Annotated in this window: 16 protein-coding genes and 1 pseudogene; 5 read left to right on the forward strand and 12 right to left on the reverse strand. The window is 72.0% G+C overall.

Features of this window, described 5'->3' with window-relative positions; all coding sequences use genetic code 11:
- Window positions 1-53: 53 nt before the first annotated feature.
- The 4 genes from ADJ73_RS14165 to ADJ73_RS17215 form a co-directional block, all read right to left on the reverse strand.
- Entirely contained in the window at window positions 54-692 is a 639-nt protein-coding gene (locus ADJ73_RS14165; protein WP_050348802.1) for a phosphatase PAP2 family protein, read from the reverse strand.
- Between the two features lie 63 nt (window positions 693-755).
- The gene (locus ADJ73_RS14170) at window positions 756-1,430 is read right to left on the reverse strand and encodes an FMN reductase (protein WP_050348803.1); all 675 of its coding nucleotides are present in this window, start codon (window positions 1,428-1,430) and stop codon (window positions 756-758) included.
- Complete coding sequence (locus tag ADJ73_RS14175) at window positions 1,427-2,557, reverse strand: LLM class flavin-dependent oxidoreductase (protein ID WP_050348804.1); 1,131 nt, start codon at window positions 2,555-2,557, stop codon at window positions 1,427-1,429. Before ADJ73_RS14175 ends, ADJ73_RS14170 begins: the two co-directional genes overlap by 4 nt.
- Window positions 2,558-2,647: 90 nt before the next feature.
- Entirely contained in the window at window positions 2,648-2,914 is a 267-nt protein-coding gene (locus ADJ73_RS17215; RefSeq protein WP_050348805.1) for a DUF2277 family protein, read from the reverse strand.
- Between the two features lie 107 nt (window positions 2,915-3,021).
- Here ADJ73_RS17215 and ADJ73_RS17350 point away from each other — a divergent pair, with 107 nt between their 5' ends.
- The 3 genes and pseudogenes from ADJ73_RS17350 (at window position 3,022) to ADJ73_RS14195 (ending at window position 5,665) form a co-directional block, all read left to right on the forward strand.
- Window positions 3,022-3,315 carry a DUF6703 family protein gene (locus tag ADJ73_RS17350; protein ID WP_216593645.1) on the forward strand — a complete coding sequence of 98 codons (294 nt, stop codon included), beginning with the start codon at window positions 3,022-3,024 and terminating at the stop codon, window positions 3,313-3,315.
- Between the two features lie 23 nt (window positions 3,316-3,338).
- Window positions 3,339-4,475, forward strand: a complete 1,137-nt coding sequence (locus tag ADJ73_RS14190) for a sodium:solute symporter family transporter (protein WP_050348807.1) — start codon at window positions 3,339-3,341, stop codon at window positions 4,473-4,475.
- Between the two features lie 80 nt (window positions 4,476-4,555).
- Window positions 4,556-5,665, forward strand: a pseudogene (locus tag ADJ73_RS14195) (aminotransferase class I/II-fold pyridoxal phosphate-dependent enzyme).
- On the opposite strand, the gene ADJ73_RS14200 reads toward ADJ73_RS14195, so the two are convergent.
- The 5 genes from ADJ73_RS14200 to recO form a co-directional block, all read right to left on the reverse strand.
- Window positions 5,662-6,129 carry a PaaI family thioesterase gene (locus ADJ73_RS14200; protein ID WP_050348808.1) on the reverse strand — a complete coding sequence of 156 codons (468 nt, stop codon included), beginning with the start codon at window positions 6,127-6,129 and terminating at the stop codon, window positions 5,662-5,664. The pseudogene ADJ73_RS14195 and the gene ADJ73_RS14200 sit on opposite strands and share 4 nt — an antisense overlap.
- A 126-nt stretch (window positions 6,130-6,255) precedes the next feature.
- On the reverse strand, window positions 6,256-7,032 hold the full coding sequence (gene map, locus ADJ73_RS14205; protein ID WP_050348809.1) for a type I methionyl aminopeptidase: 777 nt from the start codon (window positions 7,030-7,032) through the stop codon (window positions 6,256-6,258).
- Between the two features lie 176 nt (window positions 7,033-7,208).
- Window positions 7,209-8,633 (reverse strand): argininosuccinate synthase, encoded by a 1,425-nt coding sequence (gene argG, locus ADJ73_RS14210; RefSeq protein ID WP_050348810.1) that lies wholly within the window; start codon window positions 8,631-8,633, stop codon window positions 7,209-7,211.
- Window positions 8,634-8,700: 67 nt separating this feature from the next.
- A complete protein-coding gene (locus ADJ73_RS14215) occupies window positions 8,701-9,510 on the reverse strand; it encodes an isoprenyl transferase (RefSeq protein ID WP_253272593.1) in 810 nt (269 codons plus the stop codon).
- A 10-nt stretch (window positions 9,511-9,520) separates the two neighbouring features.
- Window positions 9,521-10,249, reverse strand: coding sequence for a DNA repair protein RecO (gene recO / locus ADJ73_RS14220; RefSeq protein ID WP_050348811.1), 729 nt, complete (start codon window positions 10,247-10,249; stop codon window positions 9,521-9,523).
- 187 nt (window positions 10,250-10,436) lie between these two features.
- Here recO and ADJ73_RS14225 point away from each other — a divergent pair, with 187 nt between their 5' ends.
- Window positions 10,437-11,063: an alpha-ketoglutarate-dependent dioxygenase AlkB gene (locus ADJ73_RS14225; protein ID WP_050349485.1), complete on the forward strand. Its 627-nt coding sequence runs from the start codon at window positions 10,437-10,439 to the stop codon at window positions 11,061-11,063.
- 3 nt (window positions 11,064-11,066) lie between these two features.
- Here ADJ73_RS14225 and ADJ73_RS14230 read toward each other — a convergent pair whose 3' ends face one another.
- From ADJ73_RS14230 to leuA, 3 genes are all read right to left on the reverse strand, one after another.
- Window positions 11,067-12,287 (reverse strand): type II toxin-antitoxin system HipA family toxin, encoded by a 1,221-nt coding sequence (locus tag ADJ73_RS14230; RefSeq protein WP_050348812.1) that lies wholly within the window; start codon window positions 12,285-12,287, stop codon window positions 11,067-11,069.
- Complete coding sequence (locus ADJ73_RS14235) at window positions 12,284-12,601, reverse strand: helix-turn-helix transcriptional regulator (protein ID WP_050348813.1); 318 nt, start codon at window positions 12,599-12,601, stop codon at window positions 12,284-12,286. Before ADJ73_RS14235 ends, ADJ73_RS14230 begins: the two co-directional genes overlap by 4 nt.
- Before the next feature lie 154 nt (window positions 12,602-12,755).
- Complete coding sequence (gene leuA, locus ADJ73_RS14240; RefSeq protein ID WP_050348814.1) at window positions 12,756-14,477, reverse strand: 2-isopropylmalate synthase; 1,722 nt, start codon at window positions 14,475-14,477, stop codon at window positions 12,756-12,758.
- Window positions 14,478-14,760: 283 nt separating this feature from the next.
- Between leuA and ADJ73_RS14245 the strand changes: the two genes are divergently transcribed.
- The gene (locus ADJ73_RS14245; RefSeq protein WP_050348815.1) at window positions 14,761-15,960 is read left to right on the forward strand and encodes a M4 family metallopeptidase; all 1,200 of its coding nucleotides are present in this window, start codon (window positions 14,761-14,763) and stop codon (window positions 15,958-15,960) included.
- Window positions 15,961-15,972 lie beyond the last annotated feature (12 nt).

The following is a 15,972-nucleotide window of genomic DNA, read 5'->3' on the forward strand; positions in this document are numbered from 1 at the left end:
CCCACGCGTCCGAGGTGAGTGCTGACAGGATCTCCCAGCCAGCCAGCCAGGGCCTACAGAGTCGGCATGCCGAGGGCCCGCCGAACCGCACCCGCCGTCCACGCGCCCAGCAGCGCCCCAACGACCACGTCGGAGGGGTGGTGCATCCCCCGATAGACGCGGGACGCGGCGACGCTGACCGGCACACCCCACCGCACCGCGTGGGCGAGCCTCCGCGAGCCGGGCACGTCCCGGCGGGCCAGGGCGTGCGCCACGGTCAGGCTCATCGCGGTGGTGGCGCCGGTGTGCCCCGACGGGAAGCTCGAGGTGTGCGCGGGCTTGTCCAACCACGGCACGTCCGGCCGCGCCCGCCCCACCACGCGCGCGGCGTTCATGAAGCCCACCGTCTCGACGGTGATGGCGGCGAGCGGCGCGACGGCCTCGCGCACGCTGCCCGTCTCGCGCCACAGCCACCCGCCGTAGACGAGCGACATGGCGATGGTGGCGGGCGTGTCGGCATACGTGGACGGCACCCAGGTGAGGGCGTTGCCGAGCGGTGTGCGGTGGCGCACGCACCACCGGTTGAGCTCGTCCTCGGCGGGCCATCCGCGCAGCGGCCCCTCGATGACCCGGCCAAGCACCGCGATGCCGGCGCTGATCACCGCCCCGGGGACGACGACCTCACGCACCCACGGCTGCCAGACCTCGCTCATGGCGCCGACCCTAGCCGAGCGGAGGACGACGAGCGCCGTATGGCGGCCGCCACCCCCTCGCGCTCAGCCGCGGTGGCCGGCGAGCAGCTGCTCGAACGGCGTGACGGCCCCGAGGCCGACGCCCGAGGACCGGGCGGGGCGGGTGGGGGCGTGGTCCTGCTCGCCCTCGGCGAAGCCGGCCACCGCCCCGGACTCCGCGACGACCAGGGAGGCCAGCTCCGAGGCCGCGCGCCGCACCCGGGACGACAGCCCGGCCCCGGCCTCCCCGCCGCCGAAGTCCTCGGTGGCGGCGAACACCCCGGTGGGGACCACCACGGCGCGCAGGTAGGTGAACAGCGGGCGCATCGCGAAGTCCAGCGCGAGCGAGTGCCGGGGCGTGCCCGCGGTGGCGGCAATGATCGTCGGCATCCCGGTGAGGGCGTCCGGCGACAGGCTGTCGACGAACATCTTGAACAGCCCCGCGTAGCTCGCGCTGAAGACAGGGGTGACGGCGATCAGGCCGTCGGCTCCCGACACGAGCTCGCGGGCCCGGTCCAGGGCGGGGGTCGAGCGACCACCGCTGGTCATGAGCTGGGCGAGGTCGGTGGCGAGCTCGCGCAGCTCGATCACCTCGACCTGCGTCGCCTCGCCGCGGGCGGTCACCTGCGCGGTGACCGCCGAGGCGATCTGGTCGGCGAGCAGCCGGGTCGAGGACGGCGTGGACAGTCCGGCGGTGACGACGGTGATGCGGCGCGTCATACGGTCTCCTCCTCACGGGAGCGGGCGGGCACGACGAGGTGGTGCGGGGACTCGGGGCCGGCGGCCACGAGCGAGGCGTGGGTGGGCGGGTCGCTCGGCACGTGCGCGGGGCGACGGCGGTCGAACTCCGCCCGCAGCACCGGGGCGACCTCGCGGCCGAGGATCTCGATCTGCTCGAGCACGACCTCCAGCGGCAGACCCGCGTGGTCCATCAGGAAGAGCTGGCGCTGGTAGTCGCCGACGTAGTCGGCCGAGGCCAGGGTGCGCTCGATGACCATCTCGGGCGTGCCCACCGTCAGCGGCGTGTAGCCGGTGAACTCCTCCAGGGACGGGCCGTGGCCGTAGACGGGCGCCACGTCGAAGTAGGGCCGGAAGCGGCGCTTGGCCTCGGCCTCGGTCCCGGCCATGAAGGCCTGACCGCCGAGCCCCACGATCGCCTGGTCCGCGGCGCCGTGGCCGTAGTGCTCGAACCGCTGGCGGTAGAGCGCCACCATCTGCTCGGTGTGCTCCTTGTTCCAGAAGATGTGGTTGTGGAAGAACCCGTCGCCGTAGTAGGCCGCCTGCTCGGCGATCTCGGGGCTGCGGATCGACCCGTGCCACACGAAGGGCGGCGTGCCGTCGAGCGGCGCCGGGGTCGAGGTGTAGCCGTGCAGCGGCGTGCGGAACTGGCCCTGCCAGTCGACGACCGGCTCCCGCCACAGCCGCCGCAGCAGGTGGTAGTTCTCGATGGCGAGCGGGATGCCCTGCCGGATGTCCTTGCCGAACCACGGGTAGACCGGGCCGGTGTTGCCGCGCCCCATCATCAGGTCGACGCGGCCGCCCGACAGGTGCTGCAGCATCGCGTAGTCCTCGGCGAGCTTGACCGGGTCGTTGGTCGTGATCAGCGTGGTCGCGGTGCTGAGCAGCAGCCGCTCGGTCTTGGCGGCGATGTAGCCGAGGTGCGTCGTCGGCGACGACGGCACGAACGGCGGGTTGTGGTGCTCCCCCGTCGCGAAGACGTCGAGGCCGACCTCCTCGGCCTTGAGCGCGATCTGGGTCATCGCGTCGATGCGCTCGTGCTCGGTGGGGGTGCGACCGGTCGTCGGGTCCTGGGTCACGTCGCCGACGGTGAAGATGCCAAGCTGCATTGGGTCCTCCTCCACGCTGGTCGTTGAACTTTCAACCAGCCTAACGCAGGGATGGCCCGGATCATTCCCGGTCGTGCTGTCTGACCGCCGTCAGCCCGCCGCTGCCTCGTCGTGCCCCAGCCCGGTCCCGCGCGAGGACCCGCCCCCCGCTCCTTGGGCGTCGCTGCTGAGCTGGTCGATCAGGCGCTGGGTGGCGACCGCGATCTCGAGCACGGTCTCCTCGAAGACCTCGCGGTGCTGCGGCTGCGGCCCGGCCCCGCCGGTGACCCGACGCACGTAGTGCAACGCGGCCGCGCGCGCCTCCGCCGACGTGGACATCATCTCCACGTCGTGCAGGGCCCGCAGCTGCTTCGCCATACATCCAGCGTGACACAGCCGAGAGGTGAAGATGGGGCAAACCGCACGAAAACTCGTCGTGGGACCGTGGTCCTCGACGCGACCGGGGCGGTCGGTAGGCTGAGCGGGTGAGCAACCCCCATCCCGTGCGCGACTCCGTCGAACGCGCCAGCACCCCCGCCGTGACCGCCCTCGCCGGCCTGCCGACCTGGGCCACCACCATCGTGTGGCTGGCACTGCTGGTGCTCGCGGCGCTGGTGGGGCCGCCCGTGGGGTGGGTGCTGCTCGCGGCCGCGATCCTGTTCGTCGCGTGGCTGCTCTACCTGGTCTGGCCCTACGCGTCGACCAACGCCAAGCTGATGCGCGTCGCGGTGCTGCTCGTCGGCGTGGCCGTCGTCCTGGTGCGCCTGCTCCCCCGCTGACGGAGTGGCGGGTCTTCGGGGCGGTGCTGACCATCATCTACACCGTCGCGCTGTCCGTGGTCCAGGTCGTCGCGATGGGGTCGATCCTCGCCGGGATCCTGGACATCGACACCCGGCTGGCCATGGTCTACGCCGGCGTCGTCGTGGTCTTCTACACCTTCCTCGGCGGGATGTGGTCGGTCACCCTGACCGACATCGTGCAGTTCGTCATCAAGACGCTCGGCGTCATGCTGCTCGCCCCGATCTTCGTCCTCGCCGACCCCCGGGTGGGGGGCCTCGGCGGTCTGGTGGACAAGGTGCCCGCGGGCCACTGGGACCTCGGGGCCTACGGCTTCGCCGGCACCCTCTACTGGATCCTGCTCTACGTCCCGGGCCTGGTCATCGGCCAGGACATCTGGCAGCGCGTCTTCACCGCCAGGAACGAGCGCGTCGCCAAGACCGGCACCCTGTCGGCCGGGTTCTACTCGATCGCCTACGCCCTCGCCGCGATCCTGCTCGGCATGGCGGTCCTCGCCGCCGGCATCACGGTCGCCAAGCCGGGGCTGGTCTTCGAGGTCGGCGTCGTGAGCTTCCTGCCGGCCGGGCTCGCCGGGCTGCTGCTCGCAGCCGCCATGGCCGCCGCCATGTCGGTCGCCTCCGGGACGATCCTCGCGGCCTCCACGGTCGTCTACAACGACCTCTACCTGCGCTTCGTGCGCGGCGAGAAGCACGCCGAGGTCGAGGAGGCCCACGTCGACGCCACCGGTCGGGTCCACACCGCCCGGGACGTGTGGATCAACCGCGGCATCGCGCTGGCGCTCGGCCTGGTCATCATCGTGCTGTCGGTGCTGATCGAGGACATCTTCAAGGCGCTCGACCTGTCCTACGGCTTCCTGTCCGGCTGCGTCTTCATCCCCGTCTTCGCGGCCTTCGTCCTCAAGCGGGTCAGCCCGCGCGCCGGCCTGGTCTCCCTGGCCCTCAGCTTCCTCGCCGTCGCGTCCACGATGGTCTACGGCCGGGTGAGCGGCGAGGCCGACTTCTCCATCGGCGGCAACTACCCGATCATGATCGGCATGGCCGTCGGCCTGGTGTCGCATGTCGTCGCCCACCTCACCGACCCCCACAAGGTGGTCCCCAACGTCGACCCGGACGTCGACGACCTCGAGGAGCTGCCGGCATGACGGCGACCCCGCGGCGGCATACGGCCGCAGACCCCGACCGGCTCGTCTCCTCCCGCTACCGCGGCGCGGCGTCGACCCCGATGAGCTCCGCGGTGGACCTGGCGAGCAGGTTCGACGACGTCATCTCCTTCTCGCTCGGCGACCCGGACCTGACCACGGACGCCGGCGTGATCGACGCGGCGGCGGCCGACGCCAAGGCAGGGCACACGCACTACACCGACACCTACGGCGACCCCGAGCTGCGGCGGGAGATCCTCGCGTTCTACGCCGAGGAGTACTCCCACGAGCGGCCGCTGTCGGACCTGCTCGTCACGACGAGCGCCTGCCACGGGATGTGGCTCGCGCTGGAGTCGATCCTCGACGACGGCGACGAGGTGATCATCCACGAGCCCTACTTCACGCCCTATCCCCACCAGATCCGGCTCGCGCGCGGCGTCCCGGTGGCGCTGCCGACCTACGAGGCCGAGGAGTGGCAGGTCCGCCCCGAGCGGCTCGAGGCCCTGATCACCGAGCGGACCCGCGCCGTCATCCTCAACTCCCCCACCAACCCGACGGGGGCGTGCTTCTCCCGCGAGACGCTCGAGGCGGTGGCGGAGATCGCCATACGGCACGACCTGGTGGTGATCGCGGATGACATCTACCCGCTCTACTCCTACGACGAGCCCCACCTGCCGATCGTGACGCTGCCCGGCATGGCGGAGCGTACGATCGCGCTCGGGTCGTTCAGCAAGGACTACGTCATGACGGGGTGGCGCATCGGCTAAGTCATCGCTCCCCCGGCGATCATCCGCACGATGAAGGACGTCAACGAGAACGCCGTCTTCACCGCGCCGGCCATCTCCCAGCGCGCCGCGCTGCACGCCCTGCGTCGCCGCCACGAGATCCAGCCGCCGATCAAGGAGCTCTACGCCGAGCGGATGCGCTACGCGTGGGAGCGGGTGTGCGCGACGCCGCGCATGTCGGCGCTGCGGCCCAAGGGCTCGATCTACCTGTGGGTCAACGTGTCCGAGACGGGTCTGCCGTGCGAGGAGGTGGCGCGGCGGCTCTTCGAGGAGGCGCACGTGCTGACGATCCCGGGGACGGCCTTCGGGGAGTCGTGCGAGGGCTACCTGCGGCTCGCGATGACGGTGTCCGTCGAGCGGTGCGCCGAGGCCTTCGACCGCATCTCCCGCATGCCCCTCTTCACCTAGCCCATCGAGTCCGGCATCTGCACCGCCACCACGCGCCCGCGCGCGACCACGGTGTCCCCCGCCGAGACGGTCTCCTCCACGATGACCTTGCGCCCCTTGACCTGCTCGATCACCCCCCGCACCTCGAGCTCGACCCCCATCGGCGTCGGCGCCAGGTAGTCCACCTGCAGGCTCGCCGTCACGTACCGCAGCAGCGGCTCGGTCGCCGGATCCACGCCGGCCGCCCGAGACCCCGCGGCCGCCGCGGACCCCGTGCCGTGGCAGTCGATCAACGACGCCAGCAGCCCGCCATAGACGAATCCCGGGATCGCCGTGTGCTCCGGCCTCGGCGTGAACCGCGCCACCGTCCCCTCGCCGTCCCAGTAGCTCTTGAGCTGGATCCCCGCCTCGTTGAGCCGCCCGCAGCCGTAGCAGTGCGCGACGTCCTCGTCGTAGCAGTCCTGGAACGCCTGCTGGTCGCTCATCGTCGAGCCCTCCTCGTCATCGGGTCCCTCGAGCCTAGGCCCCAGCCCGTATGCCGCTCCGCCCGCCGCCCCACCTCGTCGCCGAGCGGCGCGGCGCTGCGGCATACGGTCGTGGCGTCCGCGGGCTCAGCCCACCGCGGACCGGTCGGTCAGGACCAGCGGGCCGGACTCGGTGATCGCGATCGTGTGCTCGACGTGGGCGGTGCGGGACCCGTCGGCGCTGCGCAGCGTCCACCCGTCGCGGTCCTTGGCGAGGACGTCGGTGCCCGCCATGAGCCAGGGTTCGACGGCGATGACCAGGCCGGGGCGCAGCACGAGACCGCGACCGGGGCGACCGTCGTTGGGGACGTGCGGCTCGCCGTGCATGGTGCGCCCGACCCCGTGGCCGCCGAACTGCGTGTTGACGCCGTAGCCCGCCGCCGCGGCGATCTCGCCGATGGTCGCGCTGATGTCCCCGAGCCGGTTGCCGACCTGGGCCACGCCGATCGCGGCGGCCAGCGCGCGCTCGCACGTGTCGATCAGTGCCAGGTCGGCCTCGGCCGGCTCCCCCACGACGAAGCTGATGGCACTGTCGGCCACCCACCCGTCCACGGCCGCCGCGAAGTCCAGCGACACCAGGTCCCCGTCTCGCAAGCGGTAACGGTGCGGAAGCCCATGCAGCACAGCGTCATTGACGCTGGTGCAGATCACGTGCCCGAACGGCGAGTCGCCGAAGCTCGGGTGGTAGTCCACGTAGCAGCTGACCGCGTCCCGCTCCCGGATCAGGCCGGCCGCCCGCGCGTCGATGTCGAGCAGGTCCGTGCCGACGCCCACCTCGCGCCGCAGCGTCGCCAGCACCTCGGCCACGAACCGACCGGCCGGCCGCATCGCCTCGATCTCCCCAGGGGTCTTGTACTCGATCACCGCCCCACCCTCCCACGTCCGACCGCTGCTCCCCGCACCATCCCGGGTCTCGGCGGCCGTGCCGCGTCTGCATGGCCGTCCCCCGTCTCGGGCTGCAGCCCAAGACGGGGGACACGCTGCCAGACCGGGGACACAACCCCAGACCGGACCCAGCCGTATGCCGCGCGCCGTCGTCGTCAGTCCACACCGAACTCGATCGCGGCGTGGTCCAGGCTCTCCACGTCCTCGTCCGCCTCGAGGTAGCGACGGTCCCGGGAGATGCGCTCGGCGCCACCGGGTTCCAGCTCGCCCATCAGCCTGCCCTGGGCCACGCCGAGCAGCCCCATCCCGGCATACTGCTCGAGCCGCGAGCGGGAGTCGGCGATGTCCAGGTTGCGCATGGTCAGCTGGCCGATCCGGTCGACCGGTCCGAAGGCGGCGCCCTCGGTCCGCTCCATCGACAGCTTGTCGGGGTGGTAGCTGAAGCCGTCGCCCGCGGTGTCCAGGATCGAGTAGTCCTCGCCGCGACGCAGCCGCAGGGTCACCTCGCCGGTCACGGCGGAGCCGACCCACCGCTGCACGGACTCCCGCAGCATCAGGGACTGCGGGTCCAGCCAACGCCCTTCGTACATCAGGCGCCCGAGCCGGCGACCCATGTCGTGGTAGGCCGCGAGGGTGTCCTCGTTGTGGATCGCGTTGAGCAGCCGCTCGTAGGCGATGTAGAGCAGCGCCATGCCCGGCGCCTCGTAGATGCCGCGCGACTTGGCCTCGATGATGCGGTTCTCGATCTGGTCGGACATGCCGAGGCCGTGGCGGCCGCCGATCCGGTTGGCCTCCAGCACCAGCTCCACGTCGTTCGCGAAGCCCTGGTCGTTGATGGCCACCGGCCGCCCCTGCTCGAACCGCACGCTCACGTCCTCGGTCGCGATCTCCACCGCGGGGTCCCAGAACTTCACGCCCATGATCGGCTCGACGGACTCCAGGCCGGTGTCGAGGTGCTCGAGGGTCTTGGCCTCGTGGGTGGCGCCCCAGATGTTGGCGTCGGTGGAGTAGGCCTTCTCCTTGGCGTCGCGGTAGGGCAGGTCGCGGTGCGAGAGCCACTCGCTCATCTCCTGGCGCCCGCCCAGCTCCTCGACGAACTCCGCGTCGAGCCAGGGCTTGTAGATCTTCAGCCCCGGGTTGGCCAGCAGCCCGTAGCGGTAGAACCGCTCGATGTCGTTGCCCTTGAAGGTCGACCCGTCGCCCCACACGTGCACGTCGTCCTCGCGCATGGCGCGCACCAGCAGCGTGCCGGTGACGGCGCGCCCGAGCGGGGTGGTGTTGAAGTAGTAGCGACCCGCCGAGCGGATGTGGAAGGCCCCGCAGGTCAGCGCGGCCAGGCCCTCCTCCACCAGCTGCGGGCGGCAGTCGACGAGGCGGGCGGCCTCGGCGCCATACTCCATCGCGCGGCTCGGCACCCCCTCGATGTCGGGCTCGTCGGGCTGGCCGATGTCAGCGGTGTAGGTGAAGGGCACGGCGCCCTTCTCGCGCATCCAGGCGACCGCCACCGAGGTGTCGAGGCCGCCGGAGAACGCCAGGCCGACGCGCTTGCCGACCGGGAGGGAGGTGAGGACCTTGGGCATGGGTTCAGCATACGAATCAATGCATGTCTATGCATAATCGGCCGTATGTCGGAACCGCCCGCCGGCCTCACTGCGGCGTGTCGACCGCCCCGCCGTATCGCCGGTCCCGCTCGGCGTAGATCTGCACGGCCCGCCACAGGTCACGCCGGTCGAAGTCGGGCCACAGGGTGTCGAGGAAGACCATCTCGGCATACGCGCTCTGCCACAGCAGGAAGTTGCTCGTGCGCTGCTCCCCCGACGACCGCAGGAAGAGGTCGACGTCCGGCATGTCCGGGTAGTCCAGGTGGCGCGCGACCGTGCGCTCGTCGATGCCGCGCGGCGACAGCCGACCGGCCGCGACCTCCTCGGCGATCCGGCGGACGCTGTCGGCGATCTCGGCGCGCCCGCCGTAGTTGACGCAGAAGTAGAGCGTCAGCACGGCGTTGTCGCGGGTCAGGTCCTGCGCGTGCTCGAGCTCCTTGATGACGCTGGACCACAGGCGCGGGCGCCGCCCCACCCACCGCATCCGCACGCCCCACTCGGCGAGCTGGTCGCGGCGCCGGTGGATCACGTCGCGGTTGAAGCCCATGAGGAAGCGCACCTCGTCGGGGCTGCGCCGCCAGTTCTCGGTGGAGAAGGCGTAGGCGGACAGGTTGGGGATGCCCATCTCGATGGCGCCGGCGACCACGTCGAGCAGGCTCGCCTCCCCCGCCTCGTGCCCCTGCGTCCGCGGCAGCCCGCGCTGGTTGGCCCACCGGCCGTTGCCGTCCATGACGACCGCGACGTGCTGCGGGACGAGCTCACGCGGTATGGCGGGCGGCCGGGCGCCGCTCGGGTGCGGGAAGGGGTGCCGGATCTCGCCGCGGTAGGGCTCGACCCTGCTGCGCCTCAGTGCCACGCCTCGCTCCTCATGCTCGCTCGACCAACCGCAAGGACCGTACCCCGCGCTCGAGGTGCCACTGCACGAACGCCGCCACCAGGCCGGCCCCCTCGCGGCGGTGCCGTGCCTCGCTGGCGTCGGCGCGGTCCCAGTCGCCGGACAGCAGCGCCGACAGCAGCACCATGGTGGCGGGGCTCGGGGCGGCGGACCCCGGGGGGCGGCAGTCGCGGCATACGGCACCGCCGGAGGCGAGGTTGAAGCCGCGATGCGGACCGGGCGCGCCGCACCGGGCGCACTCGTCGAAGCTCGGCGCCCACCCGGCCGTCGCGACGGCCCGCAGCAGGTAGGCGTCCAGGACCAGGCCGCTGTCGTGCTCCTGGTTGGCGAGGCTGCGGAGCGCGCCGGCGAGCAGCATGAACTGCTGGGCGTTGGGCTCGTGCTCGACCGTCAGCTGGTCGGCGGTCTCGACCATGGCGCTGGCCGCCGTGTAGGCGCCGTAGTCGCGCATGATCGTGTCGGCGTAGGCACCCAGGGTCTCGACCTGCGTCACCGTGTCGAGCGAACGCCCTTGGTAGAGCTGGACGTCCACGACCATGAACGGCTCGAGCCGCGCGCCGAAGCGGGACTTGGTGCGACGCACGCCCTTGGCCACGCCGCGGATCTTGCCGTGGCGCCGGGAGAGCATCGTGACGATGCGGTCCGCCTCACCCAGCTTGTGGGTGCGCAGGACCACCGCCTGATCCCGGTAGAGCGCCATCACCCCATTGTCGCCCCTGGGTCCCCACATCCAGGCGCGACGCTCCCGACCCGCCCCCACTCTGCCGCCATTGGTCACCAATCACGGTTTGGATCGTTCACGCGGGCGCCTGGGACGTCATTGGTGACCAATGGGGGGGTGGTCGCCGGGCCGCCGGCCGACGCATGTCCGGGGTATGATCGAACGCATGATCGGACTTCAGGGTTCCATCTTCGACCTCGCCGAGGAGTGCGCACCCGGCCCGCTTGACGGGGTGCGGCGGACCGAGCTGACCCGCGGCGCCTGGGTCGACCACCTGCCGGGCTGGCTGCAGGGCTCCCAGCAGCTCTTCGACCGGCTCGTCGAGGTGGTGCCCTGGCACGCGGAGCACCGTCAGATGTACGACAACGTCGTGGCCGTCCCCCGCCTCACCAAGTACTACGGGTCCGGCGAGTCCCTCCCCGACCCGCTCCTCGACGAGCTGCGCGACCGCCTCTCGGCGCACTACCTGCCCGAGCTGGGCGAGCCGCTGACCAGCGCCGGCCTCTGCCTCTACCGCGACGGTGCCGACTCGGTCGCCTGGCACGGCGACACCGTCGGCCGCGGCTCGACGCACGACACCATCGTCGCGATCGTCTCGGTCGGGGCAGCGCGCACCCTGGCGCTGCGCCCGCGCGGCGGCGGGGCGACGGCGCACCGGTTCAGCCTCGGCCATGGCGACCTGGTCGTCATGGGCGGGTCGTGCCAGCGGACGTGGGAGCACGCGATCCCCAAGAGCAGCACGGCGGTGGGGCCGCGCATCTCGATCCAGTTCCGTCCGCGCGGGGTGCGTTGAGGCTCAGGCGGTGAACGCCGAGCTCAGGCGGGCTCGCTCCCGCTCGCCGATGCCGTATGACGCCGCTGCGCGGCCCCACCCCGCCACCGCACTGGACACCTCGGCGAGGACCTGGGTCGCCCGCTCCCGGCTCAGGCGGAAGTAGTCGGCGACGTCGAGCAGGGCGGGGATGGACCCTCCGTCGCCCGGGTCGGCGATGTCGGTGGCGAAGGGTGTGCGGAAGGGCGTCGGGTTGAGGTCGAAGGCGGGTGAGAGGACCCACCCGCCCTTGTCGCGCAGGAAGCCGTGGTTGCGCAGGTGGTCATCGGTGTTGTTGATCAGGGCGCCGAATGCCGCTCTGCGCCACAGCTGCTCGAGGTCGGCGGCGGCGCGCGGGGAGGATTCCTCGATGACCTCGGCGAGGTCCAGGTAGCTCGCTCGGTCGCCGTCCGTGGCCTCCAGCATCGTCATGGCGCTGACGTAACCGATCCGCTCCCCAGAGTCCCGCCGCCCGGCAGCACGCCGGTCGAAGCGTTCGACGACGAGCACGTCCCGGCCGGCGACCGGCACGAGCTGGGAAGGGGGGACGGCGATGCCGGCGGCGGCGGCCAGGTCGAGGGCGACCTTCTCCCAGGCCATGACATTCCACTCGTCGTGCGCCTCGGAGGGGAACTTCGCGATGCCGACGGTGCCGCCGGGCAGCAGGACGTGGGCCTTGGGGCGGGCGCCGCCGAGGGAGGAGCCGGCGCCGACCAGGCGACGCAGGTCGGCCAGGTCCGCCTCGTCGGCGAGCACCCTGTCAGCCAGGGAGAGCAGCGTGCCGAGCTCGGTCAGGACGGGGACGCCGTCCGCCGCGTCGGCCCGGAAGGCGCCGGCCGGGTCGCCCGGCACCCGATAGCGCAGGGCGCCCTGGCGCAGGTCGTCACGCACGCCCAGCAGGAAGTCGGCCTCCCCTGGCTGGCGTGGCGTCTCGCCTGCCGCGCGGGCCGCCTCGGCGAGGGCTCGGCGCACGAGGGTGCGCCCCCACCGGTCGGGACTGCTGTCGGCGAACGCGCCGAAGAGGCGACCCGAGAGGTGAAAGGCCCCTGACCGCAACGGCAGCGCCGGCTCCAGGGCGTAGGCGCCCGGCCGACCCAGATAGTCCGCGTCGTAGGTGAAGCTCGCCGACTCCGCACCGCGAGCCCGGTGGACGTGCAGGGTGCCGACCCTCACGGCGGGGTCGAGGAAGACCTCCACGCTCGTCATGACGGGCCGCCACCAGGCCGACGCCGGGGGCGCCGCGGCAGCAGCTCGTCCGCGCGCATCCGGCCGAGGTCGCTCTGCAGGGGGTCGACGGCCGCGACCACCTGGTCGAGCAGGCCCAGGGCCCGCGCCACCCGCAGGAAGTGCTCGAGCGCGGCGCCCTCGCCGGCCTCCAGCCGCTTGACGGTGCGCTCGGAGATGCCGGCCCGGTCAGCGACCTGCCCCACGGTCAGCCCCTGCAGGACCCGCCAGCCGCGCAGCGCCTCACCCGTGGCCCCCAGGGCACGGGTCACGGGACGCGGGGTGGGGCTCGCCATACGGCAAGAATAGCAAGCCGACCCCAAGAGAGGCCAGATCTGGCCCACTAACCGATCTAAGGTGCCAGATCTGACCTCGAGAGCAGAGGACCGCGGGCAAGCCCTCCAGGGCTCCCGCGGTCCTCAGCACACACGATCCAGCGCACACGAGCGGTCAGCGCTCGGCGCGGTTCACCGCCGAGACCACCGCCTCGATGGACGCGCGCAGGATGTTCTCGTGCAGGCCGACGCCCCACAGGACGCGCTCCCCCACCGCGCACTCGACGTAGGACGCGGCCCGCGCGTCGCCACCCGCGGACATCGCGTGCTCGGCGTAGTCGAGCACGCGGACGTCCACGCCGTAGGCGCCGAGCGCGTCCGTGAAGGCCGCGATGGGGCCGTTGCCGCTGCCCGACAGGACCTGCTCGGTGCCACGGTCGTCGAGCCGGAAGCTCCACGTGCCGCGGCCCGCCTCGCCCTCGTCGTCGGTGCGGATCCCCTTGAGCGCGAACCGTCCCCAGCGCCGATCGGCGGGGAGGTACTCGTCCTCGAAGACCGCCCACAGCTCGGCCGGCGTGACCTCGCCGCCCTGCGTGTCGGTGCGGGCCTGCACGACCCCGGAGAACTCCACCTGCAGGCGGCGCGGCAGGTCCAGCCCCCGCTCGGCCTTGAGGATGTAGGACACCCCGCCCTTGCCCGACTGGCTGTTGACCCGGACCACGGCCTCGTAGGACCGGCCGATGTCGTGCGGGTCGATCGGCAGGTAGGGCACGCCCCACACGAGCTCGTCGATGTCCTTGCCGGAGGACGCCGACTCCCGCGCCATCCAGTCGAAGCCCTTCTTGATCGCGTCCTGGTGCGAGCCGGAGAAGGCCGTGAAGACCAGGTCGCCGCCATACGGGTGGCGCTCGTGCACCGGCAGCTGGTTGCAGTGCTCGACCACGGACCGGATGCCGGCCATGTCGGAGAAGTCGATCTGCGGGTCGATGCCCTGGCTGAACATGTTCATGCCGAGGGTGACCAGGCAGACGTTGCCGGTGCGCTCGCCGTTGCCGAAGAGGCAGCCCTCGATGCGGTCGGCGCCGGCCAGGTAGCCCAGCTCGGCGGCGGCCACCCCGGACCCGCGGTCGTTGTGCGGGTGCAGCGACAGCACGACCGACTCGCGGCGGTCCAGGTGGCGGCTCATCCACTCGATCGAGTCGGCGTAGACGTTGGGCGTGGCCATCTCGACGGTCGCGGGCAGGTTGATGATGATCTTGTGGTCCGGCGTCGGGTCGATGACCTCGATGACCTCGTTGCAGACCCGCGCGGCGAAGTCCAGCTCGGTGCCCGTGTAGGACTCCGGGGAGTACTCGTAGTAGATCGTCGTGTCGGGGATGGTCTCCTCGAGCTTCTTGCACAGGCGGGCGCCCTGCAGCGCGATGTCGACGATGCCGTCCTGGTCGAGGCCGAAGACGACCTTGCGCTGCAGCACGGACGTCGAGTTGTAGAAGTGGACGATGGCCTGCCTGGCGCCGCGGAGGGCGTCATACGTCCGCTCGATCAGGTGGTCGCGGCACTGGGTGAGGACCTGGATGGTCACGTCGTCCGGGATGTGGCCGCCCTCGATCAGCTGGCGGACGAAGTCGTAGTCGGTCTGGCTGGCGCTCGGGAAGCCGACCTCGATCTCCTTGTAGCCCATCTGCACCAGCAGCTGGAACATCCGCAGCTTGCGCTCCGGGCTCATCGGGTCGATCAGCGCCTGGTTGCCGTCGCGCAGGTCGACGGCGCACCAGCGCGGCGCGGTGGTCATCACCTTGTCGGGCCAGGTGCGGTCGGGCAGGTCGACGGTGATCTGCTCGTGGAAGGGGGTGTACTTGCCCACCGGCATCGGCGTGGGCTGCTGGGGGTGGATCATGCTCTGGTGCCTCACAGTTCGCTGGTCGCTGTCGTGCTCGACGGCCGAGCAGAGCGAGCTCCGCGGCGAGGGCGGCCGTCTCTAGAGGGCCTCGCCGCGGCAGCGAAGAAGCAGGGCCCAGCAGGCCGCGTTCCGCATACGCACGATCCAGACCGTATGGCGATGCGCCGTCCCCGTCCACCTGGCGCCCGGCCGGGGTCCGCATCCTGGGACGGCCTGCCGTGCCCACGGCCGGGACCCCGCAGCCCGGGGGTCTGTCAGCGGCCAGGTCCATAGTGGCCGTATGACGACGCCGCTGCAGCCCCCCGCCCCCGTCCTGCCGCACCGCTGCGGCATCGTCCCGCCGCACCTGCTGCGGCACCTCGTCGCGGAGGCGCCCGAGCGCCGCGTCGTCGAGGCGTCCCGCCGCACCCTGCAGCGGGACGCCGAGCAGCGGGGGGCACGCGAGGTGCGCACCACCAGGCCCGAGCCCCGGCTGCCCGGGGGCATGAGCCTGCACGTCGGCAAGGGGCGGCCCCGTCGGCCGCAGCCGGCGCCCCCCGCCAGCCCCGCGCACCCGATGAGTCCCCACCGGGAGCTGCACGACGCGGAGCACCGGACCGACCTGCCGGGCCGCCTGGTGCGGTCCGAGGGCGAGCCGCCGACGCCCGACGAGTCCGTCACCGAGGCCTACGACGGGCTCGGCGCCACCTACGCCCTGCTGGCCGAGGCCTACGGCCGGGACTCCCTCGACGGCAAGGGGCTGACGCTGGTGGCGAGCGTCCACTACGACCGGGACTACGACAACGCCTTCTGGGACGGCACCCAGATGGTCTTCGGCGACGGCGACGGCGTCTACTTCGCGTCGTTCACCGACTCGATCGACGTGATCGGCCACGAGCTGGCGCACGGCGTCACGCAGTACACCGCGGGCCTGACCTACGTCGGGCAGTCCGGGGCGCTCAACGAGTCGATCTCCGACGTCGTCGGCTCGCTCACCAAGCAGCACGCGCTCGGGCAGACCGCCGGCCAGGCCGACTGGTTGATCGGGGCAGGCATCTTCACCCCCAAGGTCCGCGGCGTGGCGCTGCGCTCGATGAAGGCGCCGGGCACGGCTTACGACGACCCTGCCCTGGGCAAGGACCCGCAGCCGGCGACGATGGACGACTACGTCGACCTGCCCCACGACAACGACCCTGCCCACGACAATGGCGGCGTCCACATCAACTCCGGCATCCCCAACCACGCCTTCTACCTGGTCGCCACGACCCTCGGCGGTCACGCGTGGGAGCGCGCCGGGCAGGTGTGGTGGGACGTGCTGACGGCCGCGCACGGGGTGCGGATCCCGCAGGACTGCGACTTCGCCACCTTCGCGCGGGCCACCATGGACGCCGCGTCCGCGCGCTACGGCGCCGGCTCGGTCGAGCTCGACGCCGTCACGCGGGCGTGGGCGGCCGTCAAGGTCACCCCGGCGAGCGCGGGCCCCGCTGCCCGGCGCCGCTGAGGGCCGCCGTCG

It is taken from the genome of Arsenicicoccus sp. oral taxon 190 (assembly GCF_001189535.1).
Lineage (GTDB): Bacteria > Actinomycetota > Actinomycetes > Actinomycetales > Dermatophilaceae > Arsenicicoccus.

Coding starts and splice junctions, on each gene's coding strand:
- ADJ73_RS14165 (WP_050348802.1), bottom strand. CDS start 692: ATGAGCGAGGTCTGGCAGCCGTGGGTGCGTGAGGTCGTCGTCCCCGGG.
- ADJ73_RS14170 (WP_050348803.1), bottom strand. CDS start 1,430: ATGACGCGCCGCATCACCGTCGTCACCGCCGGACTGTCCACGCCGTCC.
- ADJ73_RS14175 (WP_050348804.1), bottom strand. CDS start 2,557: ATGCAGCTTGGCATCTTCACCGTCGGCGACGTGACCCAGGACCCGACG.
- ADJ73_RS17215 (WP_050348805.1), bottom strand. CDS start 2,914: ATGGCGAAGCAGCTGCGGGCCCTGCACGACGTGGAGATGATGTCCACG.
- ADJ73_RS14200 (WP_050348808.1), bottom strand. CDS start 6,129: ATGAGCGACCAGCAGGCGTTCCAGGACTGCTACGACGAGGACGTCGCG.
- argG (WP_050348810.1), bottom strand. CDS start 8,633: ATGCCCAAGGTCCTCACCTCCCTCCCGGTCGGCAAGCGCGTCGGCCTG.
- recO (WP_050348811.1), bottom strand. CDS start 10,249: ATGGCGCTCTACCGGGATCAGGCGGTGGTCCTGCGCACCCACAAGCTG.
- ADJ73_RS14225 (WP_050349485.1), top strand. CDS start 10,437: ATGATCGGACTTCAGGGTTCCATCTTCGACCTCGCCGAGGAGTGCGCA.
- ADJ73_RS14230 (WP_050348812.1), bottom strand. CDS start 12,287: ATGACGAGCGTGGAGGTCTTCCTCGACCCCGCCGTGAGGGTCGGCACC.
- ADJ73_RS14235 (WP_050348813.1), bottom strand. CDS start 12,601: ATGGCGAGCCCCACCCCGCGTCCCGTGACCCGTGCCCTGGGGGCCACG.
- leuA (WP_050348814.1), bottom strand. CDS start 14,477: ATGATCCACCCCCAGCAGCCCACGCCGATGCCGGTGGGCAAGTACACC.
- ADJ73_RS14245 (WP_050348815.1), top strand. CDS start 14,761: ATGACGACGCCGCTGCAGCCCCCCGCCCCCGTCCTGCCGCACCGCTGC.